The sequence below is a fragment of the Tenacibaculum sp. Cn5-46 genome (genome assembly GCF_022347705.1).
In the GTDB taxonomy this organism is placed as follows: Bacteria; Bacteroidota; Bacteroidia; order Flavobacteriales; family Flavobacteriaceae; genus Polaribacter; species Polaribacter aiptasiae.
The window spans coordinates 484,796-502,353 of sequence record NZ_JAKRGD010000003.1; the positions used below are offsets into that span (position 1 = coordinate 484,796).

The 17,558-nt window shown below is 28.0% G+C and carries 25 protein-coding genes; 9 read left to right on the top strand and 16 right to left on the bottom strand.

All coding sequences use genetic code 11. The features are described 5' to 3' along the window. Positions 1-22: 22 nt before the first annotated feature. From MHN29_RS08870 to MHN29_RS08905, 8 genes are all read left to right on the top strand, one after another. On the top strand, positions 23-982 hold the full coding sequence (locus tag MHN29_RS08870; RefSeq protein WP_235274132.1) for a M23 family metallopeptidase: 960 nt from the start codon (positions 23-25) through the stop codon (positions 980-982). Between the two features lie 101 nt (positions 983-1,083). After that, positions 1,084-1,476 carry a hypothetical protein gene (locus MHN29_RS08875; RefSeq protein ID WP_235274133.1) on the top strand — a complete coding sequence of 131 codons (393 nt, stop codon included), beginning with the start codon at positions 1,084-1,086 and terminating at the stop codon, positions 1,474-1,476. Between the two features lie 16 nt (positions 1,477-1,492). Further along, positions 1,493-2,443: an XdhC family protein gene (locus MHN29_RS08880; protein WP_235274134.1), complete on the top strand. Its 951-nt coding sequence runs from the start codon at positions 1,493-1,495 to the stop codon at positions 2,441-2,443. A gap of 44 nt (positions 2,444-2,487) precedes the next feature. Continuing rightward, the gene (locus MHN29_RS08885) at positions 2,488-3,033 is read left to right on the top strand and encodes a Crp/Fnr family transcriptional regulator (RefSeq protein WP_235274135.1); all 546 of its coding nucleotides are present in this window, start codon (positions 2,488-2,490) and stop codon (positions 3,031-3,033) included. A 79-nt stretch (positions 3,034-3,112) separates the two neighbouring features. Beyond that, positions 3,113-4,009 carry an oxidoreductase gene (locus MHN29_RS08890; protein ID WP_235274136.1) on the top strand — a complete coding sequence of 299 codons (897 nt, stop codon included), beginning with the start codon at positions 3,113-3,115 and terminating at the stop codon, positions 4,007-4,009. A 180-nt stretch (positions 4,010-4,189) separates the two neighbouring features. After that, the gene (locus MHN29_RS08895; protein ID WP_235274137.1) at positions 4,190-4,690 is read left to right on the top strand and encodes a hypothetical protein; all 501 of its coding nucleotides are present in this window, start codon (positions 4,190-4,192) and stop codon (positions 4,688-4,690) included. Positions 4,691-4,906: 216 nt separating this feature from the next. Continuing rightward, the gene (locus MHN29_RS08900; RefSeq protein ID WP_235274138.1) at positions 4,907-5,575 is read left to right on the top strand and encodes a hypothetical protein; all 669 of its coding nucleotides are present in this window, start codon (positions 4,907-4,909) and stop codon (positions 5,573-5,575) included. A gap of 59 nt (positions 5,576-5,634) precedes the next feature. Next, positions 5,635-6,222 (top strand): SMI1/KNR4 family protein, encoded by a 588-nt coding sequence (locus MHN29_RS08905; protein ID WP_235274139.1) that lies wholly within the window; start codon positions 5,635-5,637, stop codon positions 6,220-6,222. Between the two features lie 64 nt (positions 6,223-6,286). Here MHN29_RS08905 and MHN29_RS08910 read toward each other — a convergent pair whose 3' ends face one another. The 16 genes from MHN29_RS08910 to MHN29_RS08985 all read right to left on the bottom strand — a co-directional run bounded on the left by MHN29_RS08910 (position 6,287) and on the right by MHN29_RS08985 (position 16,886). Beyond that, a complete protein-coding gene (locus MHN29_RS08910) occupies positions 6,287-6,613 on the bottom strand; it encodes a hypothetical protein (protein WP_235274140.1) in 327 nt (108 codons plus the stop codon). Then, positions 6,614-7,081, bottom strand: a complete 468-nt coding sequence (locus tag MHN29_RS08915; protein ID WP_235274141.1) for a DUF6348 family protein — start codon at positions 7,079-7,081, stop codon at positions 6,614-6,616. Positions 7,082-7,090: 9 nt separating this feature from the next. Continuing rightward, positions 7,091-7,345: a hypothetical protein gene (locus MHN29_RS08920; protein WP_235274142.1), complete on the bottom strand. Its 255-nt coding sequence runs from the start codon at positions 7,343-7,345 to the stop codon at positions 7,091-7,093. Between the two features lie 17 nt (positions 7,346-7,362). Then, positions 7,363-8,229: a TraB/GumN family protein gene (locus MHN29_RS08925; RefSeq protein ID WP_235274143.1), complete on the bottom strand. Its 867-nt coding sequence runs from the start codon at positions 8,227-8,229 to the stop codon at positions 7,363-7,365. A 128-nt stretch (positions 8,230-8,357) separates the two neighbouring features. Further along, entirely contained in the window at positions 8,358-9,257 is a 900-nt protein-coding gene (locus tag MHN29_RS08930) for a hypothetical protein (protein WP_235274144.1), read from the bottom strand. Between the two features lie 61 nt (positions 9,258-9,318). Further along, positions 9,319-9,804, bottom strand: a complete 486-nt coding sequence (locus MHN29_RS08935; protein WP_235274145.1) for a hypothetical protein — start codon at positions 9,802-9,804, stop codon at positions 9,319-9,321. 147 nt (positions 9,805-9,951) lie between these two features. Next, positions 9,952-10,500, bottom strand: coding sequence for a VOC family protein (locus MHN29_RS08940; RefSeq protein ID WP_235274146.1), 549 nt, complete (start codon positions 10,498-10,500; stop codon positions 9,952-9,954). A gap of 15 nt (positions 10,501-10,515) precedes the next feature. After that, complete coding sequence (locus MHN29_RS08945; RefSeq protein WP_235274147.1) at positions 10,516-10,911, bottom strand: VOC family protein; 396 nt, start codon at positions 10,909-10,911, stop codon at positions 10,516-10,518. Positions 10,912-10,970: 59 nt separating this feature from the next. After that, positions 10,971-11,351 carry an AraC family transcriptional regulator gene (locus MHN29_RS08950; protein WP_150901248.1) on the bottom strand — a complete coding sequence of 127 codons (381 nt, stop codon included), beginning with the start codon at positions 11,349-11,351 and terminating at the stop codon, positions 10,971-10,973. Between the two features lie 70 nt (positions 11,352-11,421). Continuing rightward, a complete protein-coding gene (locus MHN29_RS08955) occupies positions 11,422-12,366 on the bottom strand; it encodes a glutathione S-transferase N-terminal domain-containing protein (protein ID WP_235274148.1) in 945 nt (314 codons plus the stop codon). A gap of 8 nt (positions 12,367-12,374) precedes the next feature. Continuing rightward, positions 12,375-12,629 (bottom strand): hypothetical protein, encoded by a 255-nt coding sequence (locus MHN29_RS08960; RefSeq protein WP_235274149.1) that lies wholly within the window; start codon positions 12,627-12,629, stop codon positions 12,375-12,377. Positions 12,630-12,635: 6 nt separating this feature from the next. After that, positions 12,636-13,430 carry a glutathione S-transferase family protein gene (locus MHN29_RS08965; protein WP_235274150.1) on the bottom strand — a complete coding sequence of 265 codons (795 nt, stop codon included), beginning with the start codon at positions 13,428-13,430 and terminating at the stop codon, positions 12,636-12,638. Between the two features lie 86 nt (positions 13,431-13,516). Further along, a complete protein-coding gene (locus MHN29_RS08970; protein WP_235274151.1) occupies positions 13,517-14,071 on the bottom strand; it encodes a Crp/Fnr family transcriptional regulator in 555 nt (184 codons plus the stop codon). 91 nt (positions 14,072-14,162) lie between these two features. Next, a complete protein-coding gene (locus MHN29_RS08975; protein ID WP_235274152.1) occupies positions 14,163-15,047 on the bottom strand; it encodes an alpha/beta fold hydrolase in 885 nt (294 codons plus the stop codon). Between the two features lie 204 nt (positions 15,048-15,251). Then, positions 15,252-15,836, bottom strand: coding sequence for a hypothetical protein (locus MHN29_RS08980; RefSeq protein WP_235274153.1), 585 nt, complete (start codon positions 15,834-15,836; stop codon positions 15,252-15,254). Between the two features lie 9 nt (positions 15,837-15,845). Further along, the gene (locus MHN29_RS08985) at positions 15,846-16,886 is read right to left on the bottom strand and encodes a hypothetical protein (RefSeq protein WP_235274154.1); all 1,041 of its coding nucleotides are present in this window, start codon (positions 16,884-16,886) and stop codon (positions 15,846-15,848) included. Positions 16,887-17,045: 159 nt separating this feature from the next. On the opposite strand from MHN29_RS08985, the gene MHN29_RS08990 reads away from it, so the two are divergent. After that, positions 17,046-17,441, top strand: a complete 396-nt coding sequence (locus tag MHN29_RS08990; RefSeq protein WP_235274155.1) for a hypothetical protein — start codon at positions 17,046-17,048, stop codon at positions 17,439-17,441. Positions 17,442-17,558: the final 117 nt, after the last annotated feature.

Genomic DNA, 17,558 nt, shown 5'->3' on the forward strand with positions numbered 1-17,558 from the left:
GAACACTCCAAAATCAATTGTCATGAAAAACAAATTAACCTTACTACTAATCCTTTTAGTTTTTAGTTTACACACCTATTCACAAAGTAAAAAAGCCATCGCAGGTCAATTTATGTTTTACTTTGAAGAAAACTACAACAAAGAACTATACGGTAAAATTTATAACCGATTTACAGCTCCTTTTCAAAAAAAAGTTTCAAAAGAAAAATGGAACTCAATCTTATCAGAGTTCCAAACCAAATATGGTAAGGTTAAGTATTTTAACTTTATTGAAGTTTCACAAGCAGCAGTACGCTTTAATGTAAAGTTTGAAAGAGGAAATCAACGATTTAAAATTTATCCAAGTGAACAAATTTTAAATAAACTAGATGCTTTTTTATACAGAGACAATCCAGTTTTAGAAAAAAACATTTCAAAAATAACACTGCCTTTTAAAGAAGGAAAATGGTGGGTTATGCAAGGAGGTGATACTAAAAAGCAAAATAATCACCAGACCATAAACTACCAAAAAAATGCTTTCGACTTTGTTTTATTAAATAAAGACAGTAAACGATACACAGGTAATAGACGTCAAAACGAAAACCACTTTTCATTTGGCAAAGAAGTTATTGCTCCAGTAGAAGGAGAAATAGTATCGGTTATCAATGGAATAAAAGATAACATTCCAGGGCATATCAATCGTTATTATTATTCAGGAAATACGGTTATCTTAAAAACAAAAAATAATGAATTTCTATTTTTTGGACACCTAAAAAACCAATCGATCAAAGTAAAAGTCGGTGATAAGGTTACTAAAGGACAAACCATAGCACAAATAGGAAATTCAGGAGCTTCCTATTATCCACAATTACATTTTCATGTACAAAATATCGAGGATATCAATGGAGCCGATGGAGTAAAATGTTTCTTTGACAAAGTAAACGTTAACGGAAACGAAAAGTCTAACTATTCTCCAGTAAAAGGAGACATCATTTCAAACTAGTCGCTATCAAATTACAATATACAAAACATAATATCATAAGAGGCGCTATTATTTATAGTGCAGGAGATACCATTGCCGCTTTATTATTAAACGAGTTTTCTATGTATAGATTACTCGGAATAGTTTTAGTGGGAGCCACTATTTATGCATTTGAAATCCCTAATTATTTTGCTTGGATAGATAAAAAAACAGCGGCATATTCAGGTATAAAAAAAACATTAGCAAAAACAGGTTTAGCAATAGCTTATTTTAATCCATTGTGGATTTTCAGGCATTTAGCTTTTATTAAGTTATTTACAGGAAATTATGATTTGATAAATAGTCAATTGCTAATCATAGCATGTTGGTCGTTTTTAGCAAACATACCAATATCATTTATCGCTAATTATTTGATTCAAAACAAAATTCGTTTAGATTGGCGATTTATGGTTAGTGCTATATTTTCGGCATTAATGGCAATATACTATGCTTTAAGCGAAACCATTTTTAATTAAACTATCAATATACAAAGTGGAATTCTGGAAACACGTATTAGAACAACTACAAAACAATCAAAAACTATATGTCTTAACAGTCATAGAAAATTTTGGGAGTTCACCAGGTAGAAAAGGGTTTAAAATGCTAGTTACCCAAAACAAATTCATTTATGGTTCAGTAGGTGGAGGTGTTATGGAATTCTCTTTGGTAGAAGAAGCTCAGGAGTTACTTCAAAAAGAACACTCCCCTACTTTTATAAAAAAACAAATACATAAAGGAAACATCAAAGATGGATCTGGAATGATTTGTTCAGGAGAGCAAACAGTAGCATTTCACTGTTTACATAGTGAGCACATAACTACAATTCAAGAACTACTTAATTGTTTACAAAAAAGAGAAAAAGGAAGTTTACAATTAACCCCTAACTCTTTCACATTTACAAAAGAAACCATTGAAAATCAATTCGATTACCTAATCAACACTAATAACGATTGGTATTTTAAAGAACATATAGGTTTTAAAGAAACCTTATATATTATAGGAGGAGGTCATGTAGGAGTAGCCGTTTCAGAACTATTTATAAAACTTGGCTTCCATGTTGTTATATTTGACAACAGAGAAAACCTCAACACTTTAGAAAACAACAAATTTGCACATCAAAAACAAGTAATAGACTACAACAATGTTAGTGATTACATTATTAAAGGTAATACTAGCTACGTAGCTATTATGACGAATAAATACACAGATGACAAATTAGTATTGAGTAAACTTTTAAAAAACAACTATAAGTTTATGGGAGTTTTAGGGAGTAAAGCCAAACTAAAAACAATGTGGGATGTGTTATTACAAGAAGGATTTACACAAAAAGAGCTAAACACTGTCCATGCTCCTATTGGTATTTCAATAAAAAGTGAAACGCCAGAAGAAATTGCTGTAAGTATTGCTGCACAAATTATACAAGTTAAAAATTTAGGAAAGTAAGATTATATTGATTTTTTATTTTAATTCCACTATCTTTCAAAAGCATGGACAATAATACAATCAATACACTATTTCTAGAGCTTGAAAAAATTGGAACACCAATTAAATTACAAAGCCATAAAACATTAATAGAATTTAATGAAATAGCACAAAAGTTATTTTTAGTAAAAAAAGGAGGTGCTGTATTGTATCATGTACATCCAACAACAGGAGAAGAAAGAGCTATTAATTTTTTCATTCCCAACTATCATCCTATAGCGACAGTAGCTCAATCATTTACTTATAACACTCCTTCCAAATATCGACTTGCTACTTTTACCAACACCGAATTAATAGAGCTTACAAAAGAAACAATTACGGAATTTAGAGCTAGCTCAGAATTAGCAGAAGTTTTTCAAAACTATGGAATCATGAGTTTATTAGATAAAAACGAATTAAGAGCCATGTTAATTAGTTTGACTAGTGAAGAAATGCTAAAACACCTTCATCAAAACTTGCCACAAGTTGTACAACAAGTACCCTCAAAATACATTGCAAATTTCCTCGGAATTACACCACAATGGCTTAGCAAACTAAAGCACAAACTTTGATTTCTGAAATTAATTTCAGATTTGAAAAACTTATTAGTCACAATTTTGCATTGAGTTTACAAAAGGTAAAAAAGAAATTATGGCAAAGTGGGACGAAAACAACATACCAAACCTTAGTAATAAAGTAGCGATTATAACTGGAGCTAATACAGGGTTAGGGTATCAAATAAGCTTAGAGTTAGCACGAAAAAACGCAACAATTATAATAGCTTGTAGAACTATTGACAAAGGATTTATAGCAATAAACCAAATAGAAAAAACACTGAACAAAAAAATTGATGCAGATGTAATTCGTTTGGATTTAACCGATATTAATTCGGTAAAGGAGTTCGCCAAAGAGTTTACTAAAAAATACAATCGTTTAGACATCCTGATTAATAATGCAGGAGTCGTAAGTCTAGAAAAACATCAACTTACTAAAGATGGTGTTGAAATGCATATGGCTACAAATCACTTAGGACATTTTGCCTTGGTTGGATTGTTATTACCACAAATTAAGAAAACGCCAAATGCACGAGTTGTAACCATGTCTAGTGGAGCATATCTTTTTGCAAATCTCGATTTTGATGACATCAACTACGAAAAGCGAGCATACAAAAGAACCAAATGTTATGGAGCAAGTAAATTAGCCAATTTACTTTTTATGGTAAGTCTCGATAAATTATTCAAAGCACATAATTATTCAGCAATTTCAGTAGGTGCACATCCAGGACTTTCAGCAACCAAAGGACAAAAAGGAAGAGCAAAAGGACTCTTTTATAAAACCATGGCGCAGTCGGTTAAAATGGGTGCTTTACCTGCCTTAATGGGTGCAACAGATGAAAACACCAAAGGACAAACTTATTTTGGTCCTAGATGGTTTATTAGAGGAAATCCAAAGCCAACAAAACTAAAAGAAATAGTATTTGATGAAGCTTTAGCGCAAAAACTATGGGAATATAGTGTAGAAACAACAGGCGTTAATTATCAATTTTAAAACAGTTAAGGTTTAAGAGTTTGAATCTAAAAAACAAACTAACATTTAAATAAAACAAAACCTTATTCTTAACGTTCTTATTATAATTTGAAAAAATATACTACATACATATTACTTCTTTTTTCAGCTCTTTTTTTGTCATGCTCTACTAATGTAAAAAACAAAAGTCTTGATAAAAAAATGTCATTAGAGTTTATAACTCAATTACTACAAAAAGAAAGTTCATTAAAAGATAAAAGTTTTCTTTCAGTAAATTCATTAATGGAACAATCTACATGGAACTTGGATTTAATTGATAATGAATACAAAACATATCTAGAAGAACATCTAAAAATTAAAGACACAACTTTTCTTAATTTTCAAATTGACTTATTGAACAGCTTCAAAATAACCAAAGAAATAGCACCTCAAAAAAACATCATTACAAACAATGATTATATTGAATTTAATAAATCATTTGAAATTAATGAATTTGCTTATTTAGATTGGCTAGAGAAAAACAATTGTAAAAGAGGCTTCTCCTCTATTTCTAAACCTATATTTAACGAAACTTATAACTTGGCTATTATCCATTTTGAACAAATTTGTGGTCCCCTTTGCGGTGGTGGTCTAATTAGACTTTATCAGTTAAAAGATAAAAAATGGGTTCTTAAAAAGGTTATAGATCATTGGATACGATAAAACATCTTAAGTGTAAAACTTTTATAACGTCACAGTTACTTAATCTAAACCTAGTTGACAAATAACTTTATTTGATACTTTACCATATTTCCGGTATCTTTCGATAACTATGAAATTATATCCTTATAATAAGTATTTAATAAAGACATCTTTATTAATAGTACTTTCAGCTATTTTACTATCATGTAATAAGAAAAAGAAACAAATATCAAAAAAATGCCCCCCCCAATCATTATTGATTCATTACCTATTGCTAAAAAGTATTTTGATACTAAAAACACCTCTCTTCCTTATAACCGATTAATATTTATTGGCACAAAAGAAGATTCAATCTGGATTACTAAAAAAAACATAAACCCTAGCTATGAATTTAGAAGCCTTAAAAACGATAATAACAAACATACAGAAATTGAAATCATACCAGACATAACACAAAATTTGAGTATTGATATAGAGCAATTTTCTTTTCCCCCTTCTCCTGTTTTTCTTAATAAAAATGATTCTGAAATCGATAAACACAAAAGTGATTCAATATTGGATATATGGAAAAATAGACCTAGAAAATATGTTAAAGCATATCCTATCTTCATAAGAAATAAGTCTAAAGACACAATTAAAATTGAGCATCAAGATGGTGTTATAATTTTAATACAAGAAGCAAAAAACAAACAAGGAAATTGGAAACCAATAGAAAAGTGGCTTTATTCTTTTTGTGGTAATAGTTATGGAGACTATTATTTAGGAAAAAATGATATACTTGTTATAAAAAAAGCGCATTATCAAGGCTCTTTCAAAACAGATATCAGACTCAAAATCAAAACTAATAATAAAATAATATATTCAAAACCGTTTAAAGGTTCTGTAAACCCAGAACAGTTTAATTAAATAACAAAGAATATTCTATATACATTTTTAAATAATACTTTCACTAAGTACACTTCTAAATGATTGAAAAAATTGAAAGAATAAAAGAAAAACTTAGCTTACTAAAAAAGTTAGATAAGAACTACAAAGTTTTTGGTTCTGAAAATCATAAATACAAACTCAATAAAAGAAAAACAGAACAAGAGTTAATTGCTTATGAAAAAGAATATTCAATAACACTTCCAAAAGAATATAGAGTTTTCTTAAAAAATATTGGAAATGGTGGTGCAGGGCCTTACTACGGGCTTGAACCTCTAGAAAATGGAAGATTTTCTGACTTAGATTATAAAAGAAAAGATGACTTAATCGACCTTACCCAACCTTTTCTACACACTACCCCATGGAATTTCATCGAAATAACAACAGAAAACGAAGAAGAATATTTTGAAAATAAATGGATAAACGGACTTTTACGAATCTCAAATTTTGGTTGTGGTGTTTCTATAAATTTAGTCGTTAACGGAGCAGAACATGGAAATTTATGGGTTGATGATAGATGTAACGATCAAGGAATTTCCCCTGAAACTTACTCTAATAACAACAAACGAATTCAATTCCTAGATTGGTATGAAGCTTGGCTAGATAAAGAATTAAAAATGTCTTTTTAAATAAAGATTTATTACCAGCTAAATTGCCACCATTTCTTTTTTTTAATTTCAAAAACTGATGGAATTACAGAAAAAAAAAAGAATAAACAGAATCTTGTAATCCGTTTTCAAATTGCTTTTCAACTTTAGCAAAAGGATAAGCTATATTTTTATTATCAAACTTTACACATGTTACCCCATTAGAATCCTTTCCCCATTCTCCTTCATAATTTTTAATTATAGTTTCTCCAAGGAAAGCTCCGCATGATGTGATTAGCCCTTCTCTTTCTTCTTTCCCGAAATTCATTTTTACTCTTTCAATAAAACCTTCTAAAAATTTTATTGATTTAGAATCATATTTAAGTTTTAACTGTTGTCTTGTGTCTTCTGCTAATTTTTTAATTCTTTCCATTTAAATATTTTTATCATATAAATCACATCTTCTAAACATTATAAATTGCTTTTGACCTAAGAACTCACCATCATCTTTCCAAGTCTTAGCATATTCTTCAAGCAAATAATAACCTTTCTCCCAAACAACATTATTTAAAAGACATTCTCCAGAGACTTCTCCATTAGGTTGTCTTGATATATACAATTTCAACCAATTAAACTTATTATCCAAAAGATTATTCTTAATCTCAGTTTCTATAATAGAATATAAACTTGTTTGATCATCAGTTTCATTCCAATTTCCTTGAAAAAAATCATTACTCATATTTGGGTGCCATAAAACTTCTCGATGATTAAGAATTGATCTAAAATCAAACTCCTCAGAGTGCATATCATTAAAACTATCAATAATTGTTGAATAAGTTGTACTAATATAATTATCTATAGCAGACTCTACTTTTTCTTCTACAGTAGTACCAGCTCCCATTAAACTAGATTAAATACCCTCAGGAAAATAATTCTTATGAATAGTAACAGTTAACAAAGGCAAAATTGAAGAATGGAAATCACCTGGTATAATAGCCGTAGCAATCTCTATTTCTGAATTGACTATTAAGCCTGCATATTCAGTTGAAAACACTACAGTATGTCCCCTCTCTTCAATTCTTTCTTTCAATTTAAGAAGCAAATAAGAATTAATATCTATTGGTTCTTCTTTCTTTTTAGATTTTAAAAAATTAAATATTCCCATGCTGTTTAAAATCTATATTAAGCTTTTGAAGTTACAGATTTAATTTTTACAGGAGTTACTAAAAAACCTTCGTTTTTTAGCTTTTGTAATAATCCACATTTATTCTTCAAATGCAAAAAACCAACCGAAACAAAACAGTTTTTAACTCGAATTAAATCTGGTAATATCTTTAACCAATTTTCATTTCTTTTAGAGATTAAAAAGCTAGGAGGACATTCAACATCCAAATCATATCCCAACTTATTTTTCTTATAATTCTCAAGTAAAAGACATCGTTGTTCATCATAAGAGTTAGTTGCTAATCTTTCAATTAAAGTCTGAATAGATTTCTTTCTTGATTTCCAAGTAGGCTGCTCAAATTCTTTATCAATAAACATCAATTGTTCTTTAAAAGTTTCAAAACCTAAAACAGGAATTCCCCTATCATCAGCTAACGATTGTAAATAAAAATCGAAATGTTGCCATTTATCATTCTCATTTACCGATTTACATATAGTTTTATAAATCTCTTGACTTAATCTAAGTTCTAGTTCAATTGCTTTAAACTTGTGAATATCTAACTCCCAATTTTTAGACAATTCAACCAATTTAGTATATGATTTCTTACCTAACTTTCTTTTAAGGTTAATAGCTTCTCTTTTTGTAAAAACTTCTTTTTTTTCTTCATTGTTAATTCTTTCAAAAATTGCTAATTCAGAACTATAAAGAGACTCCTTAATTTCAGGAATAGAATCTACAAAAGAATTACCAAGTTGATGGAGAGTTCCAACAATATATGAGGTTTTACTATTTATAGTATCAGTTACTTTCCATAATATGGTATCCTGACCAATAGCCCAATTAGAAATTATTAAAAACAAAAGGATACTGAATTTCTTCTTCATTATTTAGCTTTTTTTATTTGTATTATACTTTAACATAACATTGTAACGATTACAACATTAAGTATATAATTATTCATTTAACTGATTAAAAAACACATTAAAGATGAATTTATTTTATAATTAAACTCTTAATATTCATTTTTTTCAATTGTACCATCTTCATTAAACCAAATTTTTATCTTAATCCTTTCTTTTATAGGTTTTCCTTTTCGCTTTATAATATCAAACTGTAATTTCGATAAAGATTTTTTCATCGATTTAACACAATACTTATATTCTCTTCTATCCCAAAACTCTTTGATTAATTCTTTCGTTTGATAGTCAGTCATTTCTACATCAATTATTTTTCCATTTTTTCCTATTTCAACTGTATACAACTCAGAACAATCACATTCATCATTTTTTTTAGTCCATTTATAATTCTTTATATGGTTAAACAAGATATTACTTATGGAGTCTTTCACTTTTCTATCTACACCCTTTTTTAAATCTTCGTAATTCTGTTGATTTTTTATTTCAAGTATCCTTCCTTCTTTTACTTTTATTATTTTTTCAAATAAGTAAATTTTTTCAAAGACTCCATCCCAACGTAACATTTTGTTGTTTTTAGATTTTAAAGGGTAGCTTATATCTCCACTAAACCAATCAATAAACACCTTACCTTGTTTTACTTTATTTCCAAAAACCTTTGTTATATAATTTTTTGGTGCTTCAGTTTTATCTTCTAAAGAATAACAATTGATAATTGCATCAACAAACAAACTATCATTTTCTATTTTATAAACTGCTTGATAGCCCCTCCAACAATTAAATGATGAACCACCAAACCCATCAACCGAATTCCTAAAACTTAAATTAAATAACTTCCCTTTATCTTTTTTTCGTTTCTGAAGATATTGTTCAACTAGCAAATTGTACGTTAAAATAGTATCATTTTTATATATCAAATAATCAGGAACCTGAGGACTAGTAGCAAAAGAGCTAAATACACAAGACATAATAATTAATAAAGTCAAAACTTTTTTCATAGCATTTTAAAATTATATCTAACTTAATTTAATAACAAAAATAAGAGACCTTAAGTTTCATTTACTCATTTTCAACCCAATTTTCCCATTCATAAAACTCAACTCTGCCATTATTAATCTCTTCTATAAGCTTTTCAAATTCTTCTATTTCATTTTGAGATATTGGATTCTCTTCCAAATCACTAGGATTATCTCTATTCTTTGAAAGTTTCTTTAAAAAATTAATGATTTCAAAATATTTACTCACTGAAATGGCAATTAAATCAGGATTCCAGTCTCCTTCTCCATGCATTGCTGTATAAACTTTTTCTGTCTTTAAATCGACAAAATGAGGTTCACCCAATTCATCTAAACTTATTACAACCCAATCTTTATTCCAATCACCCTCTTCTTCTCCTATCAATGATTCTCCTTCAGGATCAACACTATACCCCAACTGAAAATCAGCCAAATTTTCATTAGTTGCAAAAGTCAATTCATTATAGCCTATAGACAAACTATTAGACTTTAAATTTTCTATTTCTTTTTTTAGTTCTTCTATTTTCATAAAACATTTTAAAGTTTAATATAACTCAAAGTATACAGGTCTAAAATTAATAATTTCTAAAATACCATATAAACAAAAAACACCCTACGCTACCTTTTACTTTTGGTAGATATAGGATGTTAATACTTTTATAAAAATAAAATAAACTTATTCAGTTAGGTTCAATTGCCAAGAAACACCAAAGCGATCTTCAACAAAAGCAAACTTTTTACTAAATCCATAGTTATCTAAAGGCATCATAACCTTGCCACCTTCAGAGAGTTTTTCAAAAGTACTAGCAATACTTTCTTCAGACTTAAGATCTACAAATAAAGAAACACCAGGAGTAAAAGTCCAATCGTGTTTAATATAACTATCGCTACACATAAAAAGGCTTCCGTTCAATATAAAACGACCTACTTTTACCTTACCTGCACCAGGTTCATTTTTTTGATTATGTTGAATATCAACAATTTTTGAGTTTTCAAATAAGTCTACATAAAAATTCATTGCTTCTTCTGCATTACCATCTTGAAAAGTCAAAAAACTTGCAATTCCATTTTCAGCATTCGATTTGTTTTGATTTAATAAAGCTAACATACTATCCCTTTCTTGTTTTAAATGATTTAATTCTTTGTTTAAATTTCCTTCTGCCTTGAAATTTTTACAACAAACAGTAATAACTCCAAGAATTACAAATACAATAAGTTTTCTCATACCTAATAATACAACTTATAAGATTTCAACAATCTGTATATGATTACCACAGGTATCGTTAAAAACAGCCAATTTCGCAGTTCCCATTTCAGTAGGCTTTACACTAAAAACCACACCAAGATCAACCAATCTATTGTATTCTTTTTCAACATCCTCAACATTAAACTGAGTATAAGGAATACCAGCATCAAAAAGAGCTTTCTGATAAACTTTAGCAGGTTCAAAATCTTTAGGAGCAGGCTCCAATAACAACTCAGGACCATCTTGCTCCTCACCAGAAACTAATGTTAACCATCGATTACCACCACCAACTGGAACATCAATTTTCTTAACAAAATTTAGTTTTTCAGTATAAAACGCAAGAGCTTTCTCTTGGTCATGAACAGGCACACTTACAATTCTAATTTTCATCTTCTATAATTTTAAAATGATTTGATACTGCAAAGTTTCGAATTATAAGCCAAAGAAATTTATCGAAAATTGCGCTTTCGATAGGCACTAGGAGAAAATCCCGTTTTTCTTTTAAATAAATTACTAAAAGAACTTAGACTTTCAAATCCAACTTCAAAACAAGTATCAGACACCGACAAACCATTGTTTATGTATTCTTTAGACATTTCAATCCTCCTATCAATCAAATATTGATTAGGAGTTTGTCCATAGTATCTTTTAAACAAACGCAAAAGGTGATATTTAGAAACAAATCGAATACGAGAAAAGAGATCAAGATTTAAATTTTCTTTAAAGTTGTTATTTATATAATTCCTCAGACCAATAACAGTATCAATTTGCCATTGATTTGCATAACAATCAGCTTTAATTCGTAATATCTCTTTTTTATAAAAACTCATTTACCTTTCCAGTGTCAGTATATAAATATAACAAGATTTAAAAATATGAATATTATTTAATAATAATTTCTTATCCACAAGCACCGTGGCAATTCAAAGGAATATGGATGTGAACTTTACCAATTTTTGAATGTCTTCTTTCTAAAATTGTTTTTTTAGAATCTTTACCAACTAAAACTCCATTAACAGGATTCATTATAAAAGCTAATTCATCATTAACTACAACAGAAATTTCTTCATTTAATTTAGTAGCGTTTAAAAAGGAAGAGTCTATTAATTTAGGTTCAGAAGCTAAAGCAATATTAATAACTTCATTTTTAGCTAACTCCTTATAGTTACCAATATCAAAACTTTCCATTCTTTTTAACCACTTTTTAATATTAGATAGACCTTTATCATACTTTAAATTGTTTAATCTATAGGAATACCAAATATGAGTATATGCAGTAAAGTCAATATAACTAGGAACTGAGTTTTCAGATAAGAACTGATGATTTTCAAGAATCCCATCAATCATTTTTAAGTAATAAATTAAAATACTTTTCCACTCATCTTTCGATTTCTCTTCTAATGGATTTTTACCCTTAGTATTTTTTTTAACTTGAAGCCTATCTACAATAAACTCATAAGCGTCCTTTATAGGAATGTGCTTAAAGTAACTAGTAATTATTTCAATAGGATTTAGCAAACCCATAACAGCTTTTCCAAACTCAAACTCTAATTGATCAGAAAACACTTGTTGCTCTTCTGTTAAATGATAATAACTCAATACTTTATTTCCAGAAATTTCAGCTATTTGATGACAAATCTCTTTAGTATCACAATAAATATCAGAGCCAATTTGCAAAATAGGAACTCTTCTTGAATAATTTCCTGCCAATATCTCTTGAGTAGGTCTTGGCATACCTTTACTAGTAAGTTCAGAAAACCAATCTAATTTACAATAACCAAGCATGGCTATTATTTTCTGGCAATAAGGAGAGCCATAGTTTCTATGTAAAATTATTTTTTCCATTTGTTAATTTAACCACAACCACCAAAACAATGTTTTGTTAATTTTAATTTTATAGGTTCATTTTGTTCATTTACTACATCCAGCTCATATTCACCACTTCCCTTTTCATAAATATCTTCAAGTTCAACTTCAGACTTTAGATACTGTTGAATTTCCCCATTCTTTTTAAATAAATAATTAGTTGCAGTTTCATCTTCTAACAAACCAATTCCTAAAATTTGTTTTGGGTTGTTTTTCGACAATACTTTATATATTCTTTTCATACTTCATTATTTTAAATATGATTTTTTCATTAATAACATCTTAAAGTAAAACTTTACTATTGGTGTCATATATTTAGGCATATCACTCTTAGTATTATATGAAGGTCTGCGTCTAACCTTTTCTACCCAATTAACAACCTTTGGGTATTTAGAAAAATCAAAGTTTAGATATTGCAAAAACATTACATTGGGTGCCCAAGCAATATCAGCTACAGATATTTTATCTCCTAAAATATAATCTTGTCCTTCTAAAGAGTCTTCAAGTCGTTGCATCTGTAATTCATTTATAATTAAAGCTTCTTCTTTTTCTTCAAGACTCATATGATATCCTTTATCAACTAAAAATCGATACTTTTCATAATTACACTCTTTATAAAAATGAAGTTTATCTTTTCTAGCAGGTCTTCCAAACCCTTGAGCATATAAATAATATACAATAGAACTAATATGAGTTCGTGTAGATGCTTGTACCCATTCCCACATTTCAGCTTCTTTAGCTGGAAAAGGAGTAAAACTATTTTTAGAAAATACAGCTTCTAAATACCTCAATATATTTTCACTTCCATTAATGGGAGTTCCATTATGTAATAAAGTAGGCACACTTCCTTGAGAATTTAACCTTAAAAACTCAGGAGAAAATTGTTCAAATTTATTTAAGTGAACAATATGACTTTGCCAAGGAATCTGTTTTTCTTCTAATAAAAGTCTTACTCTTAAAGCATTATTTGAAGCAGGATGATGAAATAAATGTAATCCTTTAATTTCTTCCATCTTTTTATTTTTCAAAATATCGAATGCCATTATTAAACTGTTTGAATAGTGCAAAACTAGAGCAAACTCTTTTTGAAAAAGTTAACCTATGTGACAATCACATATAATGAAAAAAATTATTTAGCTGCTCTAATTCGGCTAAGGCTTTGCCTTTTCATTCCAAGATAAGTAGCAATGTGATTCAAATTAACACGCTGAAAAATAGCTGAGTGTTCATTTAGGAGATTCTCGTATCGTTCTTTAGCAGTTTTAGTTTGAATATCCACCAAACGATTTGCAACTTTAATAAGAGTAGAAATAATCAATTTTTCTATAATTACTGTTACTTCACTAGAAGCTTCTTTAAGTTTAATAAAATCATCAAACTGAATTACTCTAACACTGGTAGCTTCCTCTAAAGCTTGTAACCCATATGGGCTTACAGATTGATTTAATGCACTAGAAAGAACTGTTACAATATCATTTTCAAATGAAAACCAATGCGCTATATCATCACCTTTAGAATCGTAATAAAAAGTCCGAATAGCACCTTTTTCTATTAATAAAACGGACTTATATATTGAGTAAGGCTCAATAATAATTTCATTTTTAGAAAATGATTGTAAAGGATAAGAAGAAAACAATTCTTTTATCAGTTTTATTTCATTATCAGTGTTACTATGAACATTCATTCTTTAATACCTTGAAGACTAAAATGTAAAAATAATAAAGAATGTGGTTACACATTTCAGCTTTGTTATTTAAATAAATCTCATTAACTACTTAACCTTCTTTAAACAAAGAAACTTTTAAACTTGTAAATATTTCTTTGACATGTTTAAATATAATTAGATGTCCTTCATCTGGATACTTTTTTAGTTCAGCATTACTTATTTTGCTTGTCATAAATTCAGCCCATTCAAAAGGAACATTATTATCATTTCCACCTTGATAAAAAGTAACAGGTATTTGAACTTCACTTAATTCAAAACCCCAATCACATACCAATATATTAGAAACCTCATAAGCTACACCGCTACTACCATTTCTAAAAGCTTCCTTAAACATACTTTCAATAACTTTCATAACTTCTTCATTTTTGAGAACTTCTTGATCAGGTTTACTCATAATTTTCAAAAAGTTGTAAAGTGCTTTTTTAGGATTCTTAGCAACTTGCTTAGCTTGAAACTTCAACATTAGTTTTAACAAAAAAGGAAACGATTTAGCTAAGTTTAGCATTACTCTAACCTCTTTAGATAAATATTTCTTAGTCTCTTTAACAAAAGGAGCAAATCCACTAATAATAGCAACACTGCATGTGTTTTTAGGAAATATATAAGCAATTCCTAAAGCAAAAGGAGAACCAGCTGACATACCAGCAACAGAAAATTTATCAATTCCTAAATACTCTATTAATTCTTTAACATCATTAGCAAAACTTAAAATAGTGCCTTTTGGATTAATATCAGAAATCCCATGACCAGGTCTATCAATAGTGATAATTCTTAAATCGTTATTTACAGCAAAAGAAAGGTCATAATGCATTTCAAATCTAGAACTCTGAGAGCCATGACAGTAAATAATAGGAAAACCATCGTGTTTACCATACTCAGCAAAACCTAATTTTCTTGTATCCTTCAATACTAAATACTGATTCTTCTTATCCATAACTATTTTAATATTATATAAACATTTGAAATATGAAACGTTACAAATAAAAAAACATTTTATCTAGAGTTCTATACATAAATCTCTATTCTATATTGAATAATTTAACTTTATCTCCCAATATGAATCATTAGCAGTATCGCTATCTATTATTTTAGTTCCAACTACTGCCATTTTGCTTTCTTCTTACTATTCATAACAATTTTATAATCCAACATAATCAGCTTCTTTAATAATTAACTCACCAAGTCCATCTCTTTCTATATTTATAGAGTACCAGACCCTCCATTGATTATCCGTATCAGGAACGGCTAAATCAGAATTTAAATAAATTACATTCCCCTTTATACTATCCATTTCAGTTGAAAAGAGATTACATTCAGTGTAAAAATCAGGATCTAATATTTTTTTAAAGCTAGTTCTATCAATCTCTTTAGTACTAAAAATTGAGTCAGTTAAAAGTTTAAAATCAGATACCATTTTATGAGAGTGATCTAAATAAACTGACTCTCCATCTTGAGATAAATTCCTAACAATAGAACTATCATTTAAACTATATGTTTTTATTTCAAGTTGATGTTTTTTATTAGAAATTACAAACTCTTTTTTATCAGAAATGGTATCAAGAACTAAAGCCCAATAATTATAAATAGTGTCTTTTCTTTTTTCTTGTTTCATTTCAATTTTTGACTCTTTTTTAATATTTAAGTCAGACTGTTTTTTTTGCTTATTCAAATTATCACATGAGGACAATAAAACTAAAAATGTTAGAAGTACTATTTTTTTCATTTGTTGCAATTAATTTTTAAAATTATTTATACTCCATTCGTATTCTAAATTCTTTAATTCATATTCTGAAAAATTGAGCTTTTTAATAATTCCTTTATAAGCTTTATCAGGGTTACTTCTCAATGCTTTCCAAATATATTTGAAATGAAATTCCCTTTGAAAACCTTCTGTTTTTTGAATTGACTTTTCTAATAAATCTCTTGACTCAATGTTTTTATAACTTACTATTGCCTCATATAATAATCTAACCACAAAGTAGTCATCGGCGTTTTTCTTTTTAAGCTCTTGCTCATGTATTGTTACCACTTTTTTAAAAAAAGCTTTATCGGTGAAACTTTTAACAGACATCAAACCAAATCTTTGTACTTCAGTATTATTACTACCAAGCAATTTATCAATAATTGAGATATCTTCTTTTTTGTTAAACTTTGATAATGCTACAATTGCTTCATAATTTCCAGATAAAGCCAACTTTTTAATTCTAGAATAAAAATTCTTGTTAGGTTCTATTTTTTTTAAAAGTCTATTCTTATAATTTAAAATTAAATTTGGAGTAAAAATCACTAAACTATCCAGTTCCCTTTTTTCTTTTTTTAAAGTATCACTTCTCAAAAAAACATTGTTTAAAAAAGAATTTATCAAATAATCATTAACCTGTGTATCATTCATTAAACAACCAAAAGATGTTGTAACACTAGTTGAATCTTTTAATCTTGACTTTAATATATTATAACAATACTTATTTTTTTTACTAATCAAGATATCAAAACTATAACATTTAACAACTGAGTTTGGATGCTCCATGAGAACCATTAATTCTTGTTCTGTTACACTTTTTTTTAATTCAATAAAATTATCCCATTGCTTTGTTTTTACTCCTAACTCACCAACAAATGGTCCAGTGACTATACCATAGTCAATTAATCTAGAAACAATTGTTTGAGTCTTTAAACTTAACTTGTTTTTATTTTTAAATTCTATTTTCTTTCTTTTCAAATTATCACAAGACGATAATAAAACTAGAAATATTAGAAGTACTATTCTTTTCATTTTTTGCAATTAATTAATTCAAATATATATATAACCTGAGACTTGAATTGTAAATATAAAAGAATTAAGATTACCTTTTAATAACAAGAATAACTAACATTAGATAAAAAAATAGTACTATTGAATAGAAAATATAATTAAGAAGATTAAAAAAAACTAATGGGTATAATACTACTTCCTTTTCTACTTGGAGCAATTGTAATAGGATTACTTTCTTTAATCAAGTCAATAAAGCTTATTAGATTAAAAGAAATAACTGTAAAAGAATTAATTCTTGGACTCATTGTGTCTTTAATACTTTTTGGATTAATTACATTAATATATTATATAGAAGGGCAAGCTTGGGCATTAAGTCCTGCTTTTAGAATACCAATTTTTATGATATTCTTACCTTTCGGAATACATCTTTTATTCCAAAAAAATAAAAACCTAAACCTAGTTTTTTTATCAAAAATACTTTTAGTAAGTATTTCATTCACTTTAATTCTAGGAATTATTTTCAATAATTTACTTTTTAACTTAATAGAGTACATAGGAATTAGAAGTTACTATTAATAAAAATATTTACAATTAAATAATCCGTAATTCTACCACTCTAATTTATAAAACTAGCGTCCTAAAGTATAAAACTGCCAATCCCATTGTATATTCTAACACCCTAATTTATAAAAC

Excerpts from the sequence above, each read along its gene's own strand:
- MHN29_RS08900 (WP_235274138.1), top strand. The coding sequence starts at position 4,907 with ATGCCCCCCCCAATCATTATTGATTCATTACCTATTGCTAAAAAGTAT.
- MHN29_RS08975 (WP_235274152.1), bottom strand. The coding sequence starts at position 15,047 with ATGGATAAGAAGAATCAGTATTTAGTATTGAAGGATACAAGAAAATTA.
- MHN29_RS08970 (WP_235274151.1), bottom strand. The coding sequence starts at position 14,071 with ATGAATGTTCATAGTAACACTGATAATGAAATAAAACTGATAAAAGAA.
- MHN29_RS08945 (WP_235274147.1), bottom strand. The coding sequence starts at position 10,911 with ATGAAAATTAGAATTGTAAGTGTGCCTGTTCATGACCAAGAGAAAGCT.
- MHN29_RS08965 (WP_235274150.1), bottom strand. The coding sequence starts at position 13,430 with ATGGCATTCGATATTTTGAAAAATAAAAAGATGGAAGAAATTAAAGGA.
- MHN29_RS08940 (WP_235274146.1), bottom strand. The coding sequence starts at position 10,500 with ATGAGAAAACTTATTGTATTTGTAATTCTTGGAGTTATTACTGTTTGT.
- MHN29_RS08895 (WP_235274137.1), top strand. The coding sequence starts at position 4,190 with ATGTCATTAGAGTTTATAACTCAATTACTACAAAAAGAAAGTTCATTA.
- MHN29_RS08885 (WP_235274135.1), top strand. The coding sequence starts at position 2,488 with ATGGACAATAATACAATCAATACACTATTTCTAGAGCTTGAAAAAATT.
- MHN29_RS08905 (WP_235274139.1), top strand. The coding sequence starts at position 5,635 with ATGATTGAAAAAATTGAAAGAATAAAAGAAAAACTTAGCTTACTAAAA.
- MHN29_RS08920 (WP_235274142.1), bottom strand. The coding sequence starts at position 7,345 with ATGGGAATATTTAATTTTTTAAAATCTAAAAAGAAAGAAGAACCAATA.
- MHN29_RS08950 (WP_150901248.1), bottom strand. The coding sequence starts at position 11,351 with ATGAGTTTTTATAAAAAAGAGATATTACGAATTAAAGCTGATTGTTAT.
- MHN29_RS08910 (WP_235274140.1), bottom strand. The coding sequence starts at position 6,613 with ATGGAAAGAATTAAAAAATTAGCAGAAGACACAAGACAACAGTTAAAA.
- MHN29_RS08935 (WP_235274145.1), bottom strand. The coding sequence starts at position 9,804 with ATGAAAATAGAAGAACTAAAAAAAGAAATAGAAAATTTAAAGTCTAAT.
- MHN29_RS08870 (WP_235274132.1), top strand. The coding sequence starts at position 23 with ATGAAAAACAAATTAACCTTACTACTAATCCTTTTAGTTTTTAGTTTA.
- MHN29_RS08925 (WP_235274143.1), bottom strand. The coding sequence starts at position 8,229 with ATGAAGAAGAAATTCAGTATCCTTTTGTTTTTAATAATTTCTAATTGG.
- MHN29_RS08930 (WP_235274144.1), bottom strand. The coding sequence starts at position 9,257 with ATGAAAAAAGTTTTGACTTTATTAATTATTATGTCTTGTGTATTTAGC.
- MHN29_RS08955 (WP_235274148.1), bottom strand. The coding sequence starts at position 12,366 with ATGGAAAAAATAATTTTACATAGAAACTATGGCTCTCCTTATTGCCAG.
- MHN29_RS08875 (WP_235274133.1), top strand. The coding sequence starts at position 1,084 with ATGTATAGATTACTCGGAATAGTTTTAGTGGGAGCCACTATTTATGCA.
- MHN29_RS08985 (WP_235274154.1), bottom strand. The coding sequence starts at position 16,886 with ATGAAAAGAATAGTACTTCTAATATTTCTAGTTTTATTATCGTCTTGT.
- MHN29_RS08960 (WP_235274149.1), bottom strand. The coding sequence starts at position 12,629 with ATGAAAAGAATATATAAAGTATTGTCGAAAAACAACCCAAAACAAATT.
- MHN29_RS08915 (WP_235274141.1), bottom strand. The coding sequence starts at position 7,081 with ATGGGAGCTGGTACTACTGTAGAAGAAAAAGTAGAGTCTGCTATAGAT.
- MHN29_RS08980 (WP_235274153.1), bottom strand. The coding sequence starts at position 15,836 with ATGAAAAAAATAGTACTTCTAACATTTTTAGTTTTATTGTCCTCATGT.
- MHN29_RS08890 (WP_235274136.1), top strand. The coding sequence starts at position 3,113 with ATGGCAAAGTGGGACGAAAACAACATACCAAACCTTAGTAATAAAGTA.
- MHN29_RS08990 (WP_235274155.1), top strand. The coding sequence starts at position 17,046 with ATGGGTATAATACTACTTCCTTTTCTACTTGGAGCAATTGTAATAGGA.